Genomic DNA, 19,543 nt, shown 5'->3' on the forward strand with positions numbered 1-19,543 from the left:
GATCTCAGACGCTCAGCAACAGGAACTCTCGCTCCCAGGAGCTAATCACCCGTTTGAAGTTCTCGTGTTCGGCCCGCTTGACCGCGACATACCCCCGGACGAACTTGCTGCCCAGGTACCGCCCGATGGTTTCGCATTCCTCCATCTGCGTCAGGGCGTCCTCGATGGTGATCGGCAAGCGCAAGTTGCGGCGTTCGTAAGCACGGCCCTGTACCGCCGCGCTCGGTTCGATGCGTTCGACCATGCCGAGGTAGCCGCACAACAGGCTGGCGGCGATGGCCAGGTACGGGTTGGCGTCGGCCCCCGGTAAACGGTTTTCCACGCGAATCGCGTCCGGGCTGGAAGTCGGCACACGCAGGCCGACGGTGCGGTTTTCCTCGCCCCACTCGACGTTGACCGGCGCAGAGGTGTCCGGCAGGAAGCGGCGGAACGAGTTCACGTTGGGGGCGAACATCGGCAGCACTTTGGGGATGTACTTTTGCAGGCCGCCGATGTGATGCAGGAACAGCTCGCTCATCTGCCCGTCGGCATTGGCGAAGATCGGCTGGCCGGTGGCGATATCGACCACGCTTTGGTGGATGTGCATGGCGCTGCCTGGCTCATCGCCGATCGGCTTGGCCATGAACGTCGCCGCGACGTTGTGCTTGAGTGCCGCCTCACGCATCGTGCGTTTGAACACGGTGATCTGGTCAGCCAGGTCCAGCGCGTCGCCGTGGCGGAAGTTGATTTCCATCTGCGCCGGGCCGTCTTCGTGGATCAGCGTGTCGAGGTCCAGGCCTTGCAGCTCGCACCAGTCGTAGACGTCTTCGAACAACGGATCGAATTCGTTGGCGGCGTCGATGGAAAACGACTGCCGGCCACTTTCCGCCCGTCCCGAACGGCCCATCGGCGCCTTGAGCGGCAAGTCCGGGTCTTCGCAACGCTGGGTCAGGTAAAACTCCATTTCCGGCGCGACGATCGGCTTCCAGCCCTTGTCGGTGTAGAGCTGCAGGACTTTCTTCAGCACGTTGCGCGGCGACAGTTCGATCGGGTTACCGAACTTGTCGAAGGTATCGTGGATCACGATGGCGGTCGGCTCGATGGCCCATGGAATCACATAAACCGCATCGGAGACGGGCTTGCACACCATGTCGATGTCGGCCGGGTCGAGCAGGTCGTAGTAGATGTCGTCGTCGACAAAGTCCCCGGTTACCGTTTGCAACAACACACTTTCCGGCAGGCGCATGCCTCGCTCATGCAGGAACTTGTTGGTGGGTGCAATCTTGCCGCGTGCAATGCCGGTCAGGTCGCTGACGACACACTCGACTTCGGTAATCTTGTGATCTTTCAGCCACGTGAGCAGCTGATCGAAAGGGACATTCATAAAGACCTCATTATTGGTTTTATTAACGCCGGGGAGGGTGGTTTCATCCACCACACACTTCCCCTGTGGCGCGTTGACGACTATCTTGGGCGAGCCTTGCGGTTCCATCTATCCACTTTCAGCAGCACCAAAACGCACCAAACGAGTGCGCAAGGTCATCCCATGACAGCGTCCAATCCTCTACAAGTCCAAGCGTTCAACACCGCCGATGTGGCCGAGCAAATCCGCGCCACACCTGGCTGGGTGCAGCATTACCAGCAGATGTCGCCGGGGCATTTCGCCGGAAGGGTGCGCTATCTGGACCTGCAAGGCGTGGAGATTTACGAAGAACACATGAACACCCGCGTCGAACAGAATTTCAGCGCGCCCGAAGGCTCGCTGGCGTTCTGTTTCGATCGCAGCGACAACGCGCTGTACGTGTTGAACGAAGAAAGCCGCAACATCTGGATCACCCCGGAGAACTACCAGGAAATCGCCGTGGTGTTCGGTCCCGAGTTCGTTCAGCGTCACGGGTTGAATGTCGCGAGGCTTGAAGGGCTGTTCATGGCGCCGTTGAACTCGGGACAAAACGCGTTGTTCAGTCGCTGGTTGAGCGGCACGTTGACCCGTCTGGCGCAGACGCTCGATCCGCCGAGCAAGGAGGCGTTGACGCAGCAGTTGCTGGAGGACTGCCTGTACATCCTCGACAACGCCTGCGTCTGCCTGGATCGCGGAGGTTTGCAGCGCCGGGCCGAGGAGCGGGCGGTGATGAAACGCATCGGTGAATGGGCCGCCGACTCACCGGAAGAAACCCTGAACCTGCTGGAGCTTTCCCGTGTTGCCGGGGTATCACTGCGTCAGTTGCAGCATGCGTTCAAGGCCTACACCGGCATGACCCCGACCCATTGGCTACGCTTGCGCCGCCTCAACAGCGCCCACCGTGAACTGCTCAGCCGTTCGCCCATGGAAACAACGGTCGCCGAGGTGGCGATGCAGTGGTCATTCTGGCATTTGGGGCGGTTTTCGAGCAGCTATCGGGCGTTGTTCAAAGAGTTGCCGAGCGAAACGCTGAAGCGTTCCGGCCGCACAAACAGATAACCGTCAGTCGTCGAGATGCAACGCGAACTGTAGCAGCTGGCGAAGCCTGCGTTCGGCTGCGAAGCAGTCGTAAAATCGGTCAACGCGGTCATTCAGGAAAGCCGAGGTGGCAGGATTGATGAATGCTTCGCAGCCGAACGCAGGCTTCGCCAGCTGCTACATGGATGCGTTGCCATTGGCTGTTAAGCATATGTTTCATACGGCAGGCGCCGGTTTGGCCAGCTCAATGCCTGCCGCCCCCAAACGCTTCAGAATTTCAAACAGCAGGTCGCTTTTGGTCGTGCCGACGATTCTCGGGCTGCTGACGTATCCGGTGACGGTGAGCGTGATGCCTTCCGGGGTCAGTTTGCTGAATCGAACAAAAGGGGCGGGTTTCTCGAGGATGGTTTCGTGCTCGCGATAGGTGTCGTACAGCAGGTTCTGGACTTGCTCGGGGTCGATGTCCAGCGGGAACATCAGTTCGAGTGTCGCCACCCCTTGCGCACTACCGCCCAGGGTCACGTTGCGCAGGTTTTGCGAGATCAATTGAGAGTTCGGAACGATGACAATCGAGCGGTCACTGAGTTGTATTTCGGTGGCCCTGACGTTGATTCGCCGGATGTCACCTTCGACGCCGCTGATGCTGATCAGATCGCCGACCTTGACCGGGCGCTCGGTCAGCAGAATCAGGCCGGACACGAAGTTTTTGACGATTTCCTGCAAGCCAAAACCGATACCAACGGACAAGGCGCTGACGATCCAGGCCAGATTGGTCCAACGCACGCCCAGTGATGACAGCGTGAGCAGAATGACCAGGGCGTAGCCGATGTTGGCAAAGAGTGTGCTGAGCGAGGCACACATGCCGGGGTCCATGTCGGTTTTCGGCAGGAACTCGTCATCCAGCCATCTTCGCAGCGATCGAATCAGGTAGATCCCCACCAGCAAGGCCAGCACGGCATTGAGCAGGTTGCCGGGGATGATATTCAGTTTGCGCAGCCCGGCGCCCCCGAGTATCGCCATGGTGCTGGTGATCAGTTGCCCGAGGGTTGTTCCGACACCGCCGACAAACAGGGTAATCACTGCCAGCAGCAACAATCCGGCACGGCCGGCGCCCGATAGAATGATCGATATCTGTTCCAGGCGACTGTCGCCAATGCCCAGTAACTGTTTGAGCGCCTTGCCACTGGGGTGTCTGGGCGAGAACAGGTACTCGCAGCTGTCCTTCAGCAACTGCATCAGCAAGTAGAAACCGGAAAGGATAATGAATACCCAGACCAGTTCGTAGGTGACGAACCTTGCCAGGGACACGTACCCCGTCAGCAAGGCGATCAAAGAAACCAATACGGCGAAGCTGGCGACGGTATAAATCAGGCCGGCAAACGTGGTGCCCGCTTCAGGGGCTTCACCGGCCGCCGCGAGAGCTTTGCGGACTTTGCTGGCGCGCAATAACAAGGTCGCAATGATCAAGGTGACGATCAGCGCGACGACCCCCCGGCCGGCGGTGACGAATTGACTGCTCATGCCGGAGGCATTGGTAATCTGCGCCATCGTCACCAGAATCAGCAGGGCGCCGGCCAATATCCTGGGAAAAGGCGCCAGCACCAACGCTACCGGATCAGCAATCGTCGGTAGCCGCCATGAGGGATGTTGCGTGGACAACAGGGCGCGACTTAAACCGGTTATCAGGACGCAGGTATAAGCAACTTTCTCGAACTCCTGGGAAAAGGTGCTCAACATCGGTGTCAACGGCAGATGGCGGGTGCAGGCATAAAACAGCAATTGCAGCGCCAGACCGGTGGTCAGGACGGTAGCCAGCACCGAGGCCATGGCGAGTGAGCTTCGGCGCAGGCGTCCTTCTGGCATGCGATGAATACAGAACCAGGTTAACCCTCTCTCCGCGAGCCTTCGGCCCAGTGTCCAGATGATCAGTGCCAGCAGGAACAGTACGATGGTGTAGAAACGCTGGCCTGGCTGCCAAACGGCGTCGACGGTATCTGCAGCCTGATCGAAGAAAGACTTCAGTCGCTGCCGATCGTCCAGTGTCAGCTTGAACAAGGGTGACCAGAAACCCGGATTCAGGATGCTCCGCGTCCCCAGGGTCAATTCGCTTTCCAGCAGGCTGCGTCGAATGCCGGCAATCTGCGTGATGAGCTCGGCAGCACTTAGCTTCAGCGCTTCGAGGGTTTTCAATGTGGCATCGATTTTGTTTTTTTGCCCGGTGAGAAAAGACCGTTGCTCTGCAATTTCGGGTTTCTCCGACGCTACATTGTCGACCGGTGCAGGCCCCAGCACACCCAGTTGGGTGCGTAACTGAGCCTGTTCAGGAAGCAGCGACGTCGACAGGCGATCGACCTCAAGTATGAACGCCTGGACCAAATCCTGCGGACCCTCCAGCTGGTTGTAGTTGTTAACCCGCGAAACCTGCTGCTTGAGGCTGTCCAGTCGAAGTTGTAACGCCTGGAGATCGCTCTGGGAAACCGCAACGCTTGAGGTTCCTGCCCTGAATGTCGAAGCATCCGGCAAGTCGGCGGCCGCCAGCGTTCCGCCAATCGGTCCGAGCAGCGCTAAAGCGACGAAAATCAGAAACTTCAATGCAGTGTGCATAGGAGTATTCGACTCTGTTGTGGGTCACCCAGCCTATGAGGTTAGGTCATCACGCAGAAAAGGGACTGTGTCAGTCATCACCCGCAGGAGTGCGGGTTGGAGGGTGATCTACAATTCTTGTTGCTGATCCAGGTTCGGGATCGCGATCCGGACGCTGTCGGAGGTCATCATGAATACGTTTTCATCCATAAGCCTGTGCGTCGCATTGTCGGTTTCATGGACCCAGGGATGGGCCGAAACGGTTGTCCCGATGAAGGGGCAGAATTCACAACAAACCCAGCTGGATATCGATGACTGTCACAACGTGGCAGCCAGTCAGAGCGCTTCGGCAGCACCGCCTCCTTCTGGCGGAAGGCTGCGCGGTGCCGCCGTGGGCGCTGCCGCCGGGGCGACGGGGGCTCAGGTGCGTGGGCGTCAGCATGACGAATTTTATGATCGCGTCGATGACGACGTGAAGCAGGACTATCGCCAGAATCGCGCAAAAGAAACGGCGGCGGCGGGCGTGGTGGTGGGTGGTGCGCGTCAGCGTCAGGAACGCCGGGCGCAGCAGAAAACCAGTGCATCGACCAGTTCGACGGCCTATACCAGTTGCCTGCAGGGCAAGGGGTATCAGGTTAATCCCTGAGCGTCATTTGGCTGGTGCCGGTCAAGCAGATGAACCATCAGGCAGGCATAAAGCGTCACGACGATAAACAACCCCATCCGCACCGCGAAGGCCGTGTAGACATCCTTGCCGGCGAGGCTGTCCTGAACCGATTGGCCCAACAGAATAATCAGGGTGATAAAGCTGTTGAGCCAGAACCCCGGGCTCAATCGGGTCGGGCTCAGGGCATATAACTTGCGCGCCAGCACCAGGCCGAACAGCAGCATCCACAGAAAGAACATCCACAGATGCACAAACAGGCTCAGCGCGCACCAGAACAGGATGGCCAACAGACCGCCGAGCAGAGTCGAGCCGACCAGTTCGCGGCCGGCATTGCGGGCTGTCGTCGTGGAGCTTTGCTGACCCAGGCTCACGGCCTTCAGGATAATCGGCAAATAACTCGCCGGATCGATCAGTGCCAGCAGGAACGCCGGTAACACGATCAGGGTTGCACGCAGCGCCACCCGGCTGACTTCATCGGCCGGCAGGGCCGGGGCAGCGGGTGGCGATGGTGCGTTGGCCGGTTCGGGAAACAGCCAATGACTGACCGCCAGCACCATGACGGCGAGGATCAACCCCTTGACCAGCGCACCGATGACCATCGCCGCCAGATCGAAATCGGCGATGCCGGCCGAGGAAATCATCGTCAGGCCGATCACCAGAAAAGTGACGATCAAATTGTTGCCACCGCGCAGACCAAAACGAAAGGCCAGGAACATACTCACGCCGATCAACAGCACACCGCTGATGGGGTAGTAACGCAGGATCGGGATCAACAACAAGCCGACACCGGTGGTCAACATCGCGGCCAGGGCGAGCATCAATCCGGCCTTGAATGGCAACGGACGGTTGAGCGTGGCAAGCAGCAACAGGCAAAGCACTGGCGCGAGAAAGGGGATCGGCAGCCCCAGGCCGAAGCTGACGGCGAGGCACAGCGCGGTGCCGGTGGCCAGACGCAGTGAGCGCTGAGCCCGGGGCGTGCGCTCAGTAGGCATACGACAACCAGCTCATCAGCCCCAGGAACAATCGACCGAGCGGGTTCAGCGGATTACCCTGGGTGGGGAAGGCCATGACTTCAGCCTGGCCACCGGCACGGATGGCGCGACTGTCACGCAGCGTGCTCATTGAGTCCTCGGAAAACTCGATAATCACTGGAAAGCGCTGGGCCGGGCGCAACCAGTCACGGCTGTTTTGCACACTGGGCAGCGTACCGGGCGCTGGTGTCTGGCCGACGCTGATACCGTAGCCGACACTGCGCACACGTCCCGCGAACACCTCTCCCGGCAGCGCATCCAGTACGATCGCAACCGGGGTATCGGGCTTGACCAGACCAAGGTTGTTTTCGGTCATGTCCGCACTGATCCACACATCGTGGATGGCGATCAGGGTCATTACGGGGGTGCCGGCAGCGGCGAATTGTCCAACGTCGGTGCGCAAATCGGTGATCAGGCCCGCCGAGCGCGCGCGGATCTGCGTGTTGGTCTGGTCCAGCTCGGCTTTTGATAAAGCAGTGGCAGCGCTGCGCAGCAAGGCGTTGTCTTCCTCGCTACCGCCTTCTTGCTCACGCGCACGCTGCACTTCGGCGCGGGCGGCGGCGACCTGGCTGACAGCCTGTTCGCGATTGGCACGTGAGACTTCCAGCAGGCGCACGGAAATGGTTCCGGGGTCTTCCCGATACAAACCTTCAAGACGCTGATTGTCCTGCCGCGCCTTGAGTTCATTGGCCTGGGCCGCTCGCAAATTGGCTTGCGCCGAAGCAATGCCTGCGGTGCTGGCACCGATCTGCCGGCGTGTCGATTCAAGGTCTGCTCGGGCACGGTCGACGGCAATCTGATACGTCTGCGGATCAACTTCGAAGAGCACATCACCCGCCTTGACGTCCTGATTGTTACGCACGTTGACTCGGGTTACCCGACCCGCGACTTCCGAGGCCACCGGAATGACAAAGGCACCCACCCGGGCCTGTTGCGTATAGGGCGTGAAACGGTCAGCCAACAGGTACCAGGCGAGGCTCAGGACGATCAGCAGCAGCACCCACTTGATGCCTTTTCTGGCTGGATCGGCGGGCGGCTCAGAAGCCTTGGGGGAGGGCGGCGGCGCTTCACTCATGGTCATTTACCTTCTTGGGCTGCGCGGCGGACGGCTCCTCAAGGAGATCGCCCCAGTCAGTGCGTTTTTCCATCTGTTGGCGGGTGACACGGTCAATTTTTGGCTGGGCGCTGTACCAGCCGCCGCCCAGGGCTTTGTACAAGGCAATCGCATTGCTCACGGCATTGCTGCGGCTAACCAGGTAATTGTCTTGTTGTTCGAGCAGCGCGCGCTGCGCATCCAGTACCCGCTGAAAGTCCGAGTAACCTTCGCGGTATTGGGCGTTGGCCAGCACCAGCGAGCGTTTGGCGGCGACTTCAGCCTCACGCAGGATACGTTCGCGCGCCAGCGATTTGATCAGACCGCTGGCGGCATCATCAGCCTCACGCGCGGCCTGACGCACCTTGTCGCGGTAAGCCTCGATCAGCTGCTGCAGACGAGCGTCCTGCACGCGCACGTTGTTGCTGATCTGGCCATGGTCGAACAGATTCCAGCGCAGACTGGGGCCGCCGATCAGGTCCAGGCTGTTAGAGGTGCCATTCAGTGTATCGGCCGACCAGACGATGCTGCCCAGCAAGGTCAGCGACGGATAGAAATCGGTTACGGCCACGCCGATCAACGCCGACTGGGCCGCGACATTAAGCTCGGCGGCGCGCACATCGGGCCGCCGCAGCAACAGGTTGGCTGGTACATCTTGGAGAACGGCACGGTCGACCAGCGGGATAAGCCCCTCATTCTCGAGCAACTGCGGCAGGCCGCCGGGTGGCTGGCCGATCAATACGGCCAGCGCATTCCGGGTGCGCTGGACCTGGTCTTCGAAGTCGGGAATGGTGCTCAAAGTGCCCAGGTACTGGGTCTTGGCTTGTTGCAGGTCGAGCTCCGCATTCTGGCCGCTGTTGAACAGCTTCTCGGTGATTTCGAAGTTGCGCTTTTGCTGTTTGGCGTTTTTCCGGGCGACGCGCAAACGTGCTTCGGTTGTCCGTAGCGAAAAATAGGTATCGGCTACCTGAGCACGCAACAGTACGAGAACATCTTCATAGTTGGCCTGGGCGGCAAAATAGCTGGCGTCGGACGACTCGATAGCGCGACTGAAGCGCCCCCAGAAATCCAGCTCCCAGCCGACGTCGAACCCGGCGCTGTATTGCCAGAAATGGCTGTCCTGAGGATTGGTCCCGCCGTATTGCTTGCGGTTGAAGTAGAAGCTGTCGGCACTGGCTTGCTGCAGCTGCGGGTAGCGTCCGCTTTGGGCGATGCCCAGCTGGGCGCGGGCTTCCATCACACGCAGACCGGCGATTTTCAGGCTGGAGTTGTGAGCATCCGACTCGGCAATCAGGTGATCGAGGACCGGATCGGCGAAGACGAGCCACCACTGACGAATATCCGGGTTAAGCCCGCGCTGACTGGATTGTTCAAGGGCAGGGGAGTTCCACTGTTTGACCCACTCTTCACCCGGTGACTGGAAATCCGGACCCAGCCGTACGCAGCCACCGAGGGCTACGGCAAGCATGAGAAGTTGGCCGGATGTACGTGAATGCATTGAGCATTTCCCAGTTTAATAACAATCACTGGGAGCATAGACGCCCGAATGAACAACCGGCTGCTAAGCTTCTTACGCACCACTCAAATCGGTTATGACCAACTAATAAAGGTACGACAGTCATGAGCTCACCCCAGGCTAAAGTTGAACCTCATTCAGCCGGTTGGCGCTTTAAACTGGGAATAGCCATTATTTGTTTAATGTTGGGATCGTGGCTGCTGGTGCCAGTCGCTGCGGCGGCCGGGGTGGCAGGTTCGAAGATTGCAGCACTGACAGGCGTCTTGTTTATCAGTAACAAGATCCTGCTGATCCTAGTAATCGGCATCATGGGCAAGTCCGGGTTCCAGCAGTTGAAGCGCAGTATGTTCGGTTACGTGTCCGCACTGGCGCCAACTGCAGAGATGGAAGTGAGTCCGACTCGCCATCGAATCGGCATTGTCATGTTCTGTGTGCCGTTGATCTCGTCATTTATTGAACCCTACGTCGACAATATTTGGCCAGGGCTCAGACCCAACCTATGGCAACTTCAAGCGCTGGGCGACCTCATGCTGATCGGCAGCTTCTTCGTGCTCGGCGCAAACTTCTGGGAAAAGGTGCGCGCATTGTTCATTCGTACTGCACGGGTGGTGAATACCGATAGGGCGTGATCCAAAAAACGCTTTTTAATAGCTTAACTAAACGGCTATTTAGTGTAGTTATAATTATTAGCTATATAAAGCAATGCAATCAGGTAAGGGTGGCGGTCATTTCGAACACCGTTTATGGATAACAAGTGGCTATTAACATGAGGGCAAGCATGCGCGACAAACATACTCCCAGTGCTCAAGACCTGGTCAATGCGCTCAAACTGGAATCCCACCTGGAAGGTGGCTACTACCGCCGAACCTTTGAGTCGGATCAACATGCCATGGCCGAGACCGCTGGTGGTCCGCGTTTTCTGATGACCTCCATTTATTACCTGTTGACCCAGGATTCTCCCATTGGCCATTTTCATCTGAACCAGTCCGACATCGTGCATTACTACCATCTGGGAGACGCAATCGAGTACAGCCTCATCTTTCCTGACGGCACATTCAAAACTGTGGTGATGGGCAGTGACGTCATCGCCAGCGAATGTTTACAGCTGCACGTGCCTGGTGGCGTCTGGAAAGCTTCGCAGCTTATGGATGGACCGGCAGGATACGGGCTGATAAGTGAAGCGGTTTCACCAGGGTTTGATTATGCGGATATGGAGCTGGGCCGTCGGCGGCAGCTCAGTGAACAGTTTCCCGACCATGCGGCGTTGTTTGAGAAGCTGACGCGAGAATGAGTGCTGAAGGTGATGTGAGGGCTTCAAAATCTGCGTGCAACCGGGCTAATCTCGAAATACGTTGTTACGTGTAATGTATATTATGTTAAATCATGTATCAGGGCGGAACTTCTGCCAAAGGCTCTTTCGAGTACCCGGAAGTAAAAATCAATCGACGCTCCGTCTGATCATGTAAGCCCCCCTAATCGACCCCGTCGATCCTGCTAACGATCTATATCTACGGCTATCTCAACCGCATCAAGGCCGCCGCAGCGAACTTCGCCTACGGGGCATCGAAGGACTCTATAGATCTCAGAAATCACCTGCATCGTTGCGTCTTCGATCGTTCCTTCATTCCGGCATAAAACCCAGCCGTGATCTGCAATCGCTCGCTCGAACGCCTTGGTGCAAGCGACATGTTCTTCCAGCTTATGGATCACAGTACTGCTCAGCCCACGCCGTCGTGCCGCTGCCCTCGCCCATGAAATATCAGGGGCGGTGACAACCCCGACATGCAGGTCTGGCACTCGCACGTTTCGATCAATGTTCAACTGTAGAATCTCTGAAAACGGGATTATCCGGCGAAACGCGGCATCAGATGGGTACCAGCGATCGATCAAGATGATGCTGCCTGGTGGCTGTTTAGCCAGCACGTGCTGGGAAATCCAGGTACGGCTATCAGCAAAGCGCTCACAAACCCCCAACTCCAAATCCCGGGTGGGATTTCTGACGAGCTTGTTAACGAGGGCCATTGTTTCACCCCGATAGGGATCGCTTTTCTTCTCGCAAAGTCGGATCACCTTTTTGTTGTCTGCCCTCAGTACTTTCGTAACGGCCTCCAACAGTGTGGTTTTGCCGGTTCCCTTGGGCCCATCTAGAGAAACAAACAGCGGACGATTCATTCTTCACATAACGATTGATATACGGTTTTTTTTGCCCTGTTCGTTCGCTGGAACCGCTTGGCGCGACTACGCGAATCGAGTGGAGGGCCCTTATGAACAGACATTGTAGATTTGCCATCGACGCTTCAGAAATTAAGTTTTAGTTCTCACCGCTTGCTACTCGGTTTTCAGGGCGTCTTTGAACTACGATTTATCAGGTATACCTGGAGGCGACAGCCACCCTTTCTCCCCGTAGTCGCCTGGCCCTGGCCAGTACCCACTCGAGCGAATCAACGAAGCGTTCGACCTGATGCATGAAGGCAATCGATCTACATCGTCGCATGGCGCACGGCGCACGGCCCCAGGCACTTTCGTCTAACACCCCGAAACGGAGAAGCCAACGTGAGCACCTTGAAACTTCACCCTGCACTGGACAATGGCATCCAACCCGCCGCCGCGAATTTCACAGGTGGCACCCTGCAATGCCTGTGTGCGACCGACAAGGTCGAGATCAGGATCGACGCACAAACCCTGCATAACCACGCGTGCGGCTGCAGCAAATGCTGGAAACCGCAAAACGCGACATTCGCCGTTATTGCCGTAGTACCTCGGGATAAGGTCAGCGTCACGGCCCACGGTGAAAAACTGTCAGTCGTCGACGAAACCGCCACCATCCAGCGACACGCCTGCAAGCAGTGCCACGCCCATCTCTTCGGGCGCATCGAGAACAAGGACCATGCGTTTTATGGCCTGGACTTCGTCCACACCGAGCTCTCTCCCCAGCGCGGATGGGCTGCACCGAGCTTCGCAGCGTTCGTGTCCTCCATCATCGAAACCGGCACACCGCCAGCACAAATGAAGGCCATCCGTGAGCGCCTGCGCTCGATCGGCCTGGAGCCCTATGACTGCCTGTCCCCGGACTTGATGGACGCAATGGCGACTCATGTTGCCAAACAGAAAGGCCTGCTCCCCGCCGCCTGATTGATCGGCCGCCGCGGTTTCTTCGTCGGACCGCGGCCCCCGCTTCCCAAATAGAGGGTTCTACCTACTCATACACCGTCACCCGATTGCGCCCGGCGTTCTTCGATGCATACAGCGCCTGGTCCGCCCAGGCGATCAGGTCGGCGTGGTTGACCGAGGGTTTGCTCAGGTCGGCGACGCCCAGACTGATAGTGAAACGGATGCTTCGGCCATCGTGCAGCACTTCCAGCGCTGCGACCGACTCGCGCAGCCGCTCGGCAAAAAAACGTGCACCGACCTTGTCGGTGTCCGAAAGCACTACCGCAAACTCTTCCCCGCCGTAGCGCCCCGCCACGTCACTGTCGCGCACATGTTCGCGGACCAGCCTGGCAACTTGCTCGATGACCTGATCGCCAGCCTGATGACCATAGGTGTCGTTGACCTGTTTGAAGTGGTCAATATCGAACATCACCAGGCTGGTGGCATTGCCATGGCGCTGATGCCGGGCATAGGCGACTTTCAGGCTTTCCTCCCAATGGCCACGGTTGTACAGACCCGTCAGCCGATCGGTGCTGGAGAGTTGTTGCAATTGGGCATTAACGGTCTGGAGCTGGCGCCGGTTGGTGGCGACATCGGTGACGTCATAGATCACCAGGCAGATATGGTTAATGTTGCTGTCGATAGAGCGCAGCGGCAACAGCGTGGTGTTCTGGTACATGAAGTCTTCCTGGCCGGTGATCGGCTGGTAGTTCTTGAACCGCACCAGATAAGGACGCTGTTCCCAGATAGTGAACGCTGGCGTGCCCAGGGTGGCGACGCTTTCCACCTTGCGGGTGAACCATTCGCGGTTGACTTCGGGAAACAGGCTGAAGAAATACTGATTGTGAGCATCCTTGGGCTGCACGCCGGAACGGTTCTCCATAAAGGTGTTCCAGACCTGCACACAATAATCGCGGTCAAGCACCACCACCCCGACGTCGATGCTCTGGACGATGGCCAGCAACCAGTGAAATTCGTTCAGATCGATAGAGACGTTCATGGTTCAGTTCATCAGGTAGGCGAGTTTATGGGTCAACCGTTCGATCGAGTCTTCGGTGAACAGTAACAACAAGTCGAAACGAATATCGTGCCCTTCCAGGCTGTAGCTGATCTCCACCGCCAAGGTCTTTTTCCAGTGCTTGCGGTTGACCCGGATCAGCTCGTCGATGGCCGCGTGTTGGCCGAGGACCTGTGGGTGACCTTGAGAAAACACCACATCGATCTGTTCCGCAATACTGCTCAGGCAGGCGCCGATCAGAACGCTGGAGAGGTCCAGCAGCATTTCCAGGTCCGAATACTCGGCGCTCTGACGCTGCATCAGTTGGGCTATGTCAGCGATTTCCGAATCGTGGAATATCAGCAGCGCTTCGCCGGCGATACCACTGCCGATAAACCCCTGACAGATGGCCGTGAGCTGCTTGCAACTGCCGGCGTCGATCAACGCCATGTGCAATTCGCCGACTTCGAGGATGTTCACGTTCGGCACCGGCAACTGCACGAAGACCCCCAATACCTTGGCGATCAAGGCTGCCGCCCGGCCAATGGCGACGTTGACCGTTTCGCGGAATACATCGCGAAAACTGATGACCGTGTCCGCGGCCTGACGACTCCACGGCGCTGGCTGGCCGACTTCCGTCAGTAGGCCCAGCTGGTTAAGCGTCTGGCGCAGCTCGCTTTCGTTGAAGGGCTTTTTCAGGAACGCCAGGGCGCCCAATTCACGCACCCGCCGCACAGCTTCTTCCTGAACGTCACCGGAGATCACGATGACTTGCGCCTTCAGCCCTTCGGCCCGTAGCGCACTCAGCACCTGGTAACCGTCCATTTCCGGCATGGTCAGGTCAAGCAGCACCACCTGCCCCAGCCCCCGGCGGATGGCATCCATTCCCTGGCGACCATCACTGGCCTCGGTGACCGAAACCGGCCAGTCAGCCGGCAGCGCCCTTAACACCTGCTTACGGGCTATGTTGGAATCGTCACACACCAGTAGGGGAATCACTGAACCATCTCCGCGTTCATCGTCTTGGACGCCAGGGAAAACCCTGTGGCATCACGATATTTTTTATAAAAGACACACTAAGTTACGGGTTTTTCTTCAAAAAACACGCCAAGTTTGCATTTAAGGTGTCTCGCGATGGGCTCACAGGCGAAAAATTGGCGTTGATCTCTTCGATCACAGAGGACTGTTCTTCAGTGGCCGTTGCCACCTGTTGATTCAGGTCACTGATATGTTCTATTTGTCCGGCGATCACGCCCAATGACCGGTTGTTGGTACTCTGATCGTTCCTGCAGCCCGACCAAGGCGTGCATTGACCCGCTAGCTGGCCCCAATTTGTGCCCGATCCGGGCCGTGTCCCGAGCCCTCTTCAGCGCCGGCCCTCCCCTGTTTGTCGTGATACATGCGCTGGTCGGCGTACTTGAGCAAGCTCTCTGCGTCCTCGCCGTTTTCTGGATAAAGCGCCACGCCGATGGCGGCGCCGACGATGACCTCCCGGCTACCGGCAAGGTGTGCCAAGCGTGTGAGGGGGGCGCCCAGCAGTTGCTCCAGCTTGCCACGTATCTGTTCCACCACTTCGCGACTGGCGGTGCGCCAAAGGATGATGACGAACTCGTCCCCTCCCAATCGCGCCACCAGGTCGCCTTGGCGCACGGATTCGCGTAGACGTTCCGCCACCTCGATTAATGCCTGGTCGCCCGCTTCGTGACCATAGATGTCGTTGATTGCCTTGAACCGGTTCAGGTCGATAAACAGCAAGGTAAACCCCTGCCCCGGCCCCACTTCCGTGCCTTGCTGTCGCTGGAGAATGGCTAGCGTCATCCGACGCATCAACGAAGTCCGGTTGCTCAGACCGGTCAGGCGATCCGTACCCAGTTCGATCTGCATGTTCTCCAGGGCACGGGCTAGCTGGCCAATCTCGTCGCGCCGGTTAATGCGCACTTTGACATCGAGCTGCCCCCTGCCGATCTTGCTGGCGGCAATGGACAGACGGGTGATATCCCCCAGTATCCAGTTACCGATGTATAGCCCCACCAACACGGCGATGATCACTGCGAAGAGCGCGACAAGCACAGTGCGGATCACGTTGTCGGTGAGGTCGCCCATGAAGTCGTTACGCGGCACCGCGACCACGGTGAGCCAAGCCAGCCCGGCGTCATCCTTGATCCAGTTGAACGCAGCATGCACGGTTTCCCCAGTACTGCTCTCGAAGCGGAAGGTGCCGGCCTGCTGCACGGGGCCGCCAGCCAGCAAGCGTTTGCGCAATTGTTCATAGGTATCCCTGACTAAAGGCTCTGGATCATCCTTGGCATTCAGGCGCTGCGGGCCGATGTAACGATCGCTGATGACGTTCGTCCCTCTCGAAGAGGCAATCAACATGCCGTCCGGTTCAATGATGAAGGCCAGTCCGTTGGGGCTGATGTCCAGACGGCGGACAAAGGTATTGAGCATGCTGAGAAATACATCGGTGGCGACCACGCCCTCGCGTTCGCCACTCTGCGAAAGCACGCTATGCGCCCGGGTGAGCACCAGGTCACGGGTAACAAAGTCGATATAGACCGGCGTCCAGACATCTTTACTGGTGAGCATGGTTGCCCCGTACCAAGGCCTTTCGCGAGGGGCAAAGTTGGACTCTTCGACCTTACTCAGCTCCGGCTTGCCAAACATCCCACTGAGCCGATAGATGCGTCGATGTTCGCTTGGGCCCGGCTTGATGCGCAGTTCCACCTCCTCGGGAGTTAGCCGCAAGAGGCCGAAGGACAGGCCCTGGCGATTACCGTAATAGACGAAATGATTGAGATCCGACAATGAAGTGGCGACCCAGAAGCGCTCAATCAAAGGCTGTTGGTTTTCGCGAATATTAGCCGGTGCCGGCATGTTTTCAGGAAAGGCGGCATCCAGGACCACTGCGGCGCTGCTCAAATGCTGATGTACCGTAAGGCTGATACGTTCCCCTATTTCCTGGACAAGATGCTGGCTCACCACCTCCACGGTCTGACTGCCCGACTGGTAGGAAAAAAGGCCGATAACCAGCGACAGCACCAGTACAAGAAAAATGTAGGGTAGAAGGAGCACCCGCTGCAGCGAGGACGATAGGTGGAGTAAAGGCATGTGGACTTGTCCGGCGACTTTCTACGCGGTGAGTGCTGACCAAAGCCTGCTGACAACCCGATCCAGATAAACCGTATTGAGGCCAGCGATCCTGTGCTGAATAGAACGGAGCACCGTCACTCCAAAAGTCCAGGTTCACCCAACTGAGGCCATGCATCCGGCATGGTAAAGAGCCCCAATTGGATGAACAAAAAAATCATACGGAGATCAAAATCTTCCGTATGTAAGCGGTTTCCTGGTGCCCATAGGGAAATCTACTTACTTGGCTCACTGCATCGCTACGTTGGCGCCTTTTGCTGGTATTCACGGGGCGTACATCCGAACTCGCGACGGAACACGGTATGCAGATACTGCGCAGATTTGAAACCACAGTTTTGAGCAATGTCCGCAATCGCTAAATCAGTGTTTTCCAGCCCGCTGGTCGCGGCCGCCAGTTTGAAACGCAGGATCTCGTCATGCACGCTGCAACCTCGGACTTTGCGAAAGTGCGCCTCCAACGATGAACGCGACACACCCACATAAGCCGCCACCTGCGCCGTCTTGATGCCCTGGCAGGCATATTGGCGGATAAACAGCAGCGCCTGCATGACGTACGGGTTACCCAATGGTTGATGCAGACTCGATACCTGCACGTTGATCGCATCAGGGGGTATCAGAATGTGCGTGCCCGCGGACGGCATGCCGTGCAGCATCTGATGGAGCAGATGCGCGGCGGTCCGGCCCATGGTTTCGGTGCCTTGGATGACCGAGCTCAGTGGCACCCGGGTCAGGCTGCGTGTCAGCGGGTCGTTGTCGATGCCGATCAATGCCACTTGCTCCGGCACCGCGATCCCGGCGGTCAGGCAGGCTTGCAACAGTTGCCGGGCGCGGGCATCACTGACAGCGATGATGCCAATGGGTTTTGGCAGGCTTTGCAGCCAGGCGATCTGCTTTTCGACGGCGCTGTCCCAGAGCGGCGCGCTGGTACCCATCCCGCGATAGACCTCGGCGTGCAAGCCATCGCGTTGCATCAGTCGGCGAAACACCTTTTCCCGTTCTTGAGCCCAACGATTGGCTTGTGCTTCAGGCAGGCTGAAGCAGGCAAAACGCGTCAGTCCGGCCTCAATCAGGTGCTCGTACGCCAGCGTTATCAACGCCTCATTATCGGTGGCGACGTACGGGATACCTTTCGGATAGGCTCGTTCATCCTGATAGGAACCACCCACCGCCACCACGGGCAACTTGATTCCGGCCAGCGCCTCGCCAATCAGCGGATCGTCGAAGTCGGCGATGATCCCGTCCCCCTGCCAGCGCTCGATCCCTTTCAACCGACAGTGGAAGTCCTCCTCAAGAAACAAGTCCCAGGATGCGCGAGTGCTGCTCAGGTAGTTGCCGATGCCGCTGATGATGCCGCGATCGTAGATCTTGCTGCCGTTGAACAACAGTGCAATGCGGTGAACGAGCGGTACGGTTTTCATTGTTCTTGTCTTGGGCCGGTGAATACCGAGGGGGTCAGCACAGACTAGGCGTGCATACGACGAATCTCAATACTCAAAATCGAACCCTGTGTTGGTGACTTTCATAATCATCACCCGCAGGGCCGTTGCTAGTATCGGGACACCGTCAAGAACAACAAGGACATTGCCAAATGCCGTACTTCCCCGATGTCGACAAGATTCGCTATGAAGGCCCCGCCAGCGATTCTCCCCTAGCCTTCCGCCACTACGATGCCAACAAGCTTATCCTCGGCAAACCCATGCGCGAGCATCTGCGCATGGCGGCCTGCTATTGGCACACCTTCGTCTGGCCAGGCTCCGATGTGTTCGGTGCCGGTACGTTCAAGCGACCGTGGCTGCGCGCTGCAGATCCGATGGAACTGGCCATTGGCAAGGCGGAGGCTGCATTCGAGTTCTTCTCCAAGCTCGGAATCGACTACTACTGCTTCCACGACACGGATGTCGCCCCGGAAGGCAGTTCGCTCAAGGAGTACCGTAACCACTTCGCGCAGATGATCGACCACCTGGAGCGCCATCAGGAACAAAGCGGGGTCAAGTTGCTGTGGGGAACCGCCAATTGCTTCAGCAACCCGCGCTTTGCCGCAGGTGCCGCCAGCAATCCGGACCCGGAAGTGTTCGCTTTCGCCGCCGCTCAGGTGTTCAGCGCCATGAACGCCACCCAACGCCTCAAAGGGTCTAACTACGTGTTGTGGGGCGGCCGCGAGGGCTACGAAACCCTGCTCAACACCGACTTGAAACGCGAGCGCGAACAACTGGGCCGGTTCATGCGCATGGTGGTCGAACACAAGCACAAGATCGGTTTCAAAGGCGACCTGCTGATCGAGCCCAAGCCGCAGGAGCCAACCAAGCACCAATACGATTACGACAGCGCCACCGTCTTTGGTTTTCTGCATCAGTTCGGCCTGGAAAACGAAATCAAGGTCAACATCGAGGCCAACCACGCGACCCTCGCGGGTCATAGCTTCCATCACGAAATCGCAACGGCTGCTTCGTTGGGGATTTTCGGCAGCATCGACGCCAATCGCGGTGATCCACAGAACGGCTGGGATACCGATCAGTTTCCCAACAGCGTCGAAGAAATGACCCTCGCCACCTACGAAATTCTCAAAGCCGGTGGCTTCAAGAATGGCGGGTTCAACTTCGACTCCAAGGTTCGCCGGCAGAGCCTCGACGAGATCGATCTGTTTTATGGTCACGTCGCCGCGATGGACGTCCTCGCCCAGTCCCTGGAGCGCGCGGCGGCCATGGTGCAGAACGACCGACTCCAGCAATTCAAGGATCAACGCTATGCCGGCTGGCAGCAGCCGTTGGGACAGGCGGTGCTGGCGGGTGAGTTCAGCCTCCAATCATTGGCCGAACATGCCTTCGCCAACGAACTGAATCCGCAGGCCGTCAGCGGCCGGCAGGAGATGCTCGAAAACGTCGTCAACCGGTTTATCTATAGCTGACGGTCAACCCAGTCCGCTGGCGCAGCGATGCGGTT

The 19,543-nt window shown here is 58.1% G+C and carries 16 protein-coding genes; 6 read left to right on the forward strand and 10 right to left on the reverse strand.

Features of this window, described 5'->3' with window-relative positions:
- Positions 1-4 precede the first annotated feature (4 nt).
- The gene (locus tag ACYZUD_RS06620; protein WP_462023197.1) at positions 5-1,363 is read right to left on the reverse strand and encodes a glutamine synthetase family protein; all 1,359 of its coding nucleotides are present in this window, start codon (positions 1,361-1,363) and stop codon (positions 5-7) included.
- A 162-nt stretch (positions 1,364-1,525) separates the two neighbouring features.
- On the opposite strand from ACYZUD_RS06620, the gene ACYZUD_RS06625 reads away from it, so the two are divergent.
- Positions 1,526-2,440: a helix-turn-helix domain-containing protein gene (locus tag ACYZUD_RS06625; protein ID WP_462023198.1), complete on the forward strand. Its 915-nt coding sequence runs from the start codon at positions 1,526-1,528 to the stop codon at positions 2,438-2,440.
- A gap of 195 nt (positions 2,441-2,635) precedes the next feature.
- Here ACYZUD_RS06625 and ACYZUD_RS06630 read toward each other — a convergent pair whose 3' ends face one another.
- Complete coding sequence (locus tag ACYZUD_RS06630) at positions 2,636-5,023, reverse strand: DUF3772 domain-containing protein (RefSeq protein ID WP_462023199.1); 2,388 nt, start codon at positions 5,021-5,023, stop codon at positions 2,636-2,638.
- 169 nt (positions 5,024-5,192) lie between these two features.
- Here ACYZUD_RS06630 and ACYZUD_RS06635 point away from each other — a divergent pair, with 169 nt between their 5' ends.
- Positions 5,193-5,648, forward strand: coding sequence for a hypothetical protein (locus ACYZUD_RS06635; RefSeq protein ID WP_462023200.1), 456 nt, complete (start codon positions 5,193-5,195; stop codon positions 5,646-5,648).
- On the opposite strand, the gene ACYZUD_RS06640 is transcribed toward ACYZUD_RS06635, so the two are convergent.
- Genes ACYZUD_RS06640 through ACYZUD_RS06650 form a run of 3 tightly spaced genes read right to left on the reverse strand, consistent with a single transcriptional unit; the run spans position 5,633 to position 9,291 of the window.
- Positions 5,633-6,661, reverse strand: coding sequence for a DUF2955 domain-containing protein (locus ACYZUD_RS06640; RefSeq protein ID WP_462023201.1), 1,029 nt, complete (start codon positions 6,659-6,661; stop codon positions 5,633-5,635). The genes ACYZUD_RS06635 and ACYZUD_RS06640 overlap by 16 nt on opposite strands.
- Positions 6,651-7,775, reverse strand: coding sequence for an HlyD family secretion protein (locus tag ACYZUD_RS06645; protein WP_462023202.1), 1,125 nt, complete (start codon positions 7,773-7,775; stop codon positions 6,651-6,653). The genes ACYZUD_RS06640 and ACYZUD_RS06645 overlap by 11 nt, the downstream gene beginning before the upstream one ends.
- A complete protein-coding gene (locus ACYZUD_RS06650; RefSeq protein ID WP_462023203.1) occupies positions 7,768-9,291 on the reverse strand; it encodes an efflux transporter outer membrane subunit in 1,524 nt (507 codons plus the stop codon). Before ACYZUD_RS06650 ends, ACYZUD_RS06645 begins: the two co-directional genes overlap by 8 nt.
- 122 nt (positions 9,292-9,413) lie before the next feature.
- Between ACYZUD_RS06650 and ACYZUD_RS06655 the strand changes: the two genes are divergently transcribed.
- On the forward strand, positions 9,414-9,938 hold the full coding sequence (locus tag ACYZUD_RS06655; protein ID WP_462023204.1) for a transporter suffix domain-containing protein: 525 nt from the start codon (positions 9,414-9,416) through the stop codon (positions 9,936-9,938).
- Positions 9,939-10,087: 149 nt separating this feature from the next.
- A complete protein-coding gene (locus tag ACYZUD_RS06660; protein WP_462023205.1) occupies positions 10,088-10,600 on the forward strand; it encodes a cupin domain-containing protein in 513 nt (170 codons plus the stop codon).
- Positions 10,601-10,803: 203 nt separating this feature from the next.
- On the opposite strand, the gene ACYZUD_RS06665 is transcribed toward ACYZUD_RS06660, so the two are convergent.
- Complete coding sequence (locus tag ACYZUD_RS06665) at positions 10,804-11,481, reverse strand: dTMP kinase (RefSeq protein ID WP_462023206.1); 678 nt, start codon at positions 11,479-11,481, stop codon at positions 10,804-10,806.
- 381 nt (positions 11,482-11,862) lie between these two features.
- Between ACYZUD_RS06665 and gfa the strand changes: the two genes are divergently transcribed.
- Positions 11,863-12,441 (forward strand): S-(hydroxymethyl)glutathione synthase, encoded by a 579-nt coding sequence (gene gfa, locus ACYZUD_RS06670; protein ID WP_462023207.1) that lies wholly within the window; start codon positions 11,863-11,865, stop codon positions 12,439-12,441.
- Between the two features lie 64 nt (positions 12,442-12,505).
- On the opposite strand, the gene ACYZUD_RS06675 is transcribed toward gfa, so the two are convergent.
- The 4 genes from ACYZUD_RS06675 to ACYZUD_RS06690 form a co-directional block, all read right to left on the reverse strand.
- Positions 12,506-13,459 carry a GGDEF domain-containing protein gene (locus tag ACYZUD_RS06675; protein WP_462023208.1) on the reverse strand — a complete coding sequence of 318 codons (954 nt, stop codon included), beginning with the start codon at positions 13,457-13,459 and terminating at the stop codon, positions 12,506-12,508.
- Positions 13,460-13,462: 3 nt separating this feature from the next.
- Entirely contained in the window at positions 13,463-14,455 is a 993-nt protein-coding gene (locus ACYZUD_RS06680; RefSeq protein ID WP_462023209.1) for a response regulator, read from the reverse strand.
- A 318-nt stretch (positions 14,456-14,773) separates the two neighbouring features.
- Entirely contained in the window at positions 14,774-16,564 is a 1,791-nt protein-coding gene (locus tag ACYZUD_RS06685) for a diguanylate cyclase domain-containing protein (protein WP_462023210.1), read from the reverse strand.
- Positions 16,565-16,842: 278 nt separating this feature from the next.
- Positions 16,843-18,021, reverse strand: coding sequence for a XylR family transcriptional regulator (locus ACYZUD_RS06690; protein ID WP_462023211.1), 1,179 nt, complete (start codon positions 18,019-18,021; stop codon positions 16,843-16,845).
- A 170-nt stretch (positions 18,022-18,191) separates the two neighbouring features.
- Here ACYZUD_RS06690 and xylA point away from each other — a divergent pair, with 170 nt between their 5' ends.
- Positions 18,192-19,508 carry a xylose isomerase gene (gene xylA / locus ACYZUD_RS06695; RefSeq protein WP_462023212.1) on the forward strand — a complete coding sequence of 439 codons (1,317 nt, stop codon included), beginning with the start codon at positions 18,192-18,194 and terminating at the stop codon, positions 19,506-19,508.
- Positions 19,509-19,543: the final 35 nt, after the last annotated feature.

The sequence above is a fragment of the Pseudomonas sp. XS1P51 genome, from assembly GCF_054897845.1.